We start from the raw sequence: 3,640 nt of genomic DNA, 5'->3' as shown, positions 1-3,640 counted from the left end.
CCCGGGCTGGCGGCGGTGGCGTTCGGCATAGATCAACGATAACCCGAAATGCCCGCAAAGTCGAACATTTGTTCGTACAGGGTGTACATATCGGCCCGACCACCACTGGATCCACCCACGCCCCGACGAGCAGAGCACGATGTCACCCCGAGTCCGCGCTGCTTCGCACCCGGCCCGGCAGCGCGGCGACTACTGCCTGCTCACGCTGTAGTGAAGCAGGAGTGCCAGGCGATTCGGCGATACCCGTGGCTCTTCAATGCCGCGCTCGATACCGGAGGGATCCAGCATGGTCACGGGAAGGCTACGGAGATCGGAATCATGGATTCCATAGCATGTCGCTCTCGAAAAAAACGATATTATCGGTTGAGCGACGCGCGGTGTGCCTATCGCGGGCAGTCAGGGATAACCATCGCTGGTCGTTTGGGTCCACACCAACGATCGCCGGCTCGGCTAAACGATTCGGTGCCCGGCTCCGGGTGGAGCGTCGCGCAGCAGGCAAGTCAGCCGCGACGTGCATACAGGGCGACCGGACTCGTCGACGATCCGAATGTCGTAGGTGGCGAGCGTGGCGCCGACCTGGATCGCGGTGGCCGTCGCCGTCACCGTGCCCGACCGCGCAGCCCGGTGGTGGGCCGCGCTGATTTCGATACCCAGCGCCACCCGGCCGGCCGCGGCGGGCGAAATTGCCGCGGCGAGCGAGCCGATCGTTTCAGCGAGCACCACGGACGCACCCCCGTGCAGCAGCCCGTATGGCTGGCGGTTGCCCTCCACCGGCATCGTCGCGACGACCCGGTCCGGACCGGCTTCGACGACCGTAATGCCCATGCGCGCGGCCAGCTCGCCCCGGCTACGGTTCAAGACAGTGACGAGGTCCTCGTCGGGACCGGCGCGGAAATCGGCGCGGACGGTCGGGGCGGTGTCGGTGTCGGTGTCGGTGTCGGTGTTCAAGCTGGTGTCGGTGTTCAAGCTGGTGTCCGGGCTTGCGCCGACACTCGGGTCCGGATCGGCGCCGGTGTCGCTAGTCGGATCTGCCACGTGCGTTCCCTTCATCCCGTCTTCGCATTCAAGCGCCCGTCAGCGTCTACCCTCACCGGCGAGCGCAATCCCGACGGATCACACAGGGCAGATCGGACTACACGACTGAAAACATCACCACTTGATCCGTAGTCCTCGACGATATATCCATGGATGTCTACCAACATCCGTAGGGGAACTGGCCCGTGCCTACGGCGTCGAGATCGAGGACTGACACTGGCATGCTCCCGGATCGGTCTTGCCCGGCGACGACCCCGTCCAGATCGGAGCGCGACAGCGCCATCAGCATCCCGCCTCGTCGTTCGGATCCGAGGATGAGCCGAGCATGAAGGCCGCCGTGTCCACGCGCTTCGGGTCGTAGAACGCCTCGCCGCCGTTGCTCTCGTCGCTACTGACGCTGACGAAGACCTGTCCGCTGCCTCCATGGAGACGGGCCAGGGTGGGGCTGGTGAACTCCGACTGCCGGCAGGTGTCGAGGGTCCGGGTCCACAGCACCCGAGCGTCGCCGGGCAGCTCGGCGAGCACCCGGGTATTCGCCACGCTGATCGGCACAAACGGCAACCGCATGTCGTAGAAGCTCACCCAGTCGTCTGTGTAGTTCACAGCGTAGTAGGTATCGAAAGGCAGGCCGTCGTCTCCCAGCCCGAGCGTCCGATCCGGGTTGTAGCAACAGTTGACCGGGGTGTGGCCATGGGTGTCCATCGTGTGGTGGGCGTTCCAGTCGGCCTGCGTGGCACCAAACCCGGGAAGATGCTCCGCCGGGGGGACCGGCGGCGGCGCTGGCGCGGATGACGGCGTGGTTGGTACAGGCATCGCCGAGGCTGCACTGGTTTGGATCGGCGCCGGTATCGGTATCGGTGTCGTTGACACGGGCACCGGAGCCAGCGCCGAGATCGTCGGTAAGGCGCTCGGCGAGGCTGTCATAGTGCTGCCGCTGGCGGTCTGGGTCGTCATCGGCGCCGGCAGTACGGCCCCGATCGCAGCCAGCGACAGGAAGACACCTGCCGCGCCTCCGATGGCAGCCTTCCTGGGGTTGCGGTGGATCCAAACGGATGCCCGGTCTCGGGACGGTCGTGCGGACCGCGGGGGTGGGCGGCGCTGGTTTCGACCGCCCGGCGGCTGCCACGGCGATACACCCTGATCCCCCATGAATCCCCCTTTTAGCATGCAGTGGGGGCAGCCTACGAGACCCCTGAAAATCTTGATTGTGGGGTCTCGTGGATGGATGCGAACCACGTGTCTCGCGGCTGGCGCATCAATGACAGCAAAGCGGTAGAGGCAACGCGCTACACGACCGCTGGCGGGCGTACGGGTAGGTCGTGGTCGCCCCGAACACGGTGGGGACGCGGTTATGCACCCGAGTCAGCCCGTGCGGCCGGAACATGGGCGTTTGCCAACCACGATGTGGACCGGCTTGTCACAGTCCCCAACCGTGACAACCTGAAGTCGGTTCGCGTCGCCGAGAAGCTCGGCATGACGCTCGACCACTACGAGGTGCTGCACGGCACCGACAGCGCCGTTTACACGATCAGCCGGGCAACGTGGGAGACGCGTACCGGCGGTTGACCTCCGAACCTCTTTCGCAGAGGCAGGGCTCCTGCCCCGGGCGTGCGTCTCGTCTACCGCGTCCGGGTGAGAGTTCGACTGACCGTCGCTGGGTACCAGCGGTCGCAGCGACGGTCTCCTGGAAGCATGACCGGCGTGACTGACGAGTTGTCGATGTCCAAAGGTGCAGAGCAGCTGTGGGGCGGCCCGGACGATCATGCCTCGGGGCCGGTGTCTTCGGGGGGGAAGAACAGGTCCTCGATCCGGCCCTCGAACACGGCGGCGATCTTGAACGCCAGGGGCAGGCTCGGGTCGAAGCGGCCCGTTTCGATGGCGTTGACCGTCTGTCTGGACACGTCGAGGCGGTCGGCCAGGTCCGCCTGGCTCCAGCGCCGCGCGGCCCGCAGCTCACGTAGCCGGTTCCTCATCGGATCCGCTGCGCCTTGAAGATCAGTGCGGCGATCCAGATCAGCATGCTCCCCGGCGATGACCTCTCGCAGTGCGGCAACGTGGGCGCCCAGGGCGGCCCGGCCCGGCGCAGTCAGCGAGATCCACGTGGTTCGGCGACCGCCGTGAACTCCTTTGTGGCTCCTGACGTAGCCGAGCGACGCGAGGGCGCCCACGTGTTTGGAAAGCACCGAGTCGCTGACCTCGAGGCTGTCGCGAATGGTCGAGAACTCTGCTTCGGACACAGCGGTCAGCATGGTCATCAGCCTCAGCCGGGCCGGTGCGTGCAGGTTGGCATCCAGCTCAAGCATCAGTGGCCGACCAGCACCAGCAGCGCCAGCGCGGCCAGTGCAAGGGCCGAGATGACCACCAGCCACCCGGCCGACTCGGCACGAGCGTGAGTCGCCGGGTCTCCTCTGTAGAGGCGCAACCAACGTCGGCCGCTCAACGTGTAGGCCAGTCCCCCAGCACACGCGCAGACAGCCACCAGCCACCACAGCCCGGCAAGGGCAGCCCAGAACGCGGCGCCCAGAGCCAGCGCGTACGAGGTCGCCGCAGCCCGCCCCGTTCCGAGCACGACCCGGCTCGTGAGTCCCCCGATCCGCACCCCGTT

5 protein-coding genes and 2 pseudogenes are annotated in these 3,640 nt (G+C 66.5%); 2 read left to right on the top strand and 5 right to left on the bottom strand.

The annotated features are described in order from the left end of the window. Positions 1 to 450: 450 nt before the first annotated feature. Positions 451 to 1,035 carry a hotdog fold thioesterase gene (locus U9978_RS01605; protein WP_322759211.1) on the bottom strand — a complete coding sequence of 195 codons (585 nt, stop codon included), beginning with the start codon at positions 1,033 to 1,035 and terminating at the stop codon, positions 451 to 453. Between the two features lie 282 nt (positions 1,036 to 1,317). Further along, positions 1,318 to 1,848 carry a hypothetical protein gene (locus tag U9978_RS01600; protein ID WP_322759210.1) on the bottom strand — a complete coding sequence of 177 codons (531 nt, stop codon included), beginning with the start codon at positions 1,846 to 1,848 and terminating at the stop codon, positions 1,318 to 1,320. Here U9978_RS01600 and U9978_RS01595 point away from each other — a divergent pair. Further along, positions 1,832 to 2,176, top strand: coding sequence for a hypothetical protein (locus U9978_RS01595; RefSeq protein WP_322759209.1), 345 nt, complete (start codon positions 1,832 to 1,834; stop codon positions 2,174 to 2,176). The two genes, U9978_RS01600 and U9978_RS01595, sit on opposite strands and share 17 nt — an antisense overlap. 80 nt (positions 2,177 to 2,256) lie before the next feature. Further along, positions 2,257 to 2,601 (top strand): GNAT family N-acetyltransferase, encoded by a 345-nt coding sequence (locus U9978_RS01590; RefSeq protein ID WP_322759208.1) that lies wholly within the window; start codon positions 2,257 to 2,259, stop codon positions 2,599 to 2,601. Positions 2,602 to 2,795: 194 nt separating this feature from the next. Here U9978_RS01590 and U9978_RS23945 read toward each other — a convergent pair whose 3' ends face one another. From U9978_RS23945 to U9978_RS01580, 3 genes and pseudogenes are all read right to left on the bottom strand, one after another. Beyond that, the gene (locus U9978_RS23945) at positions 2,796 to 3,008 is read right to left on the bottom strand and encodes a helix-turn-helix transcriptional regulator (protein ID WP_416210817.1); all 213 of its coding nucleotides are present in this window, start codon (positions 3,006 to 3,008) and stop codon (positions 2,796 to 2,798) included. Positions 3,009 to 3,077: 69 nt separating this feature from the next. Continuing rightward, positions 3,078 to 3,290: pseudogene (locus U9978_RS23940) on the bottom strand (transcriptional regulator); the annotation flags it as partial. Positions 3,291 to 3,337: 47 nt separating this feature from the next. Further along, positions 3,338 to 3,640 (bottom strand): annotated as a pseudogene (locus U9978_RS01580) (hypothetical protein); the annotation flags it as partial.

The organism is Protofrankia sp. Cr2 (assembly GCF_963555885.1).
Lineage (GTDB): Bacteria > Actinomycetota > Actinomycetes > Frankiales > Frankiaceae > Protofrankia.
Note: the sequence above shows the minus strand (reverse complement) of the source record. Positions and strands in the feature narration are given on the sequence as shown.

What these genes read in the sequence shown, in the direction of transcription:
- U9978_RS01600 (WP_322759210.1), bottom strand. Translation starts at nt 1,848, where the DNA reads ATGCCTGTACCAACCACGCCGTCATCCGCGCCAGCGCCGCCGCCGGTC.
- U9978_RS01590 (WP_322759208.1), top strand. Translation starts at nt 2,257, where the DNA reads ATGGATGCGAACCACGTGTCTCGCGGCTGGCGCATCAATGACAGCAAA.
- U9978_RS23945 (WP_416210817.1), bottom strand. Translation starts at nt 3,008, where the DNA reads ATGAGGAACCGGCTACGTGAGCTGCGGGCCGCGCGGCGCTGGAGCCAG.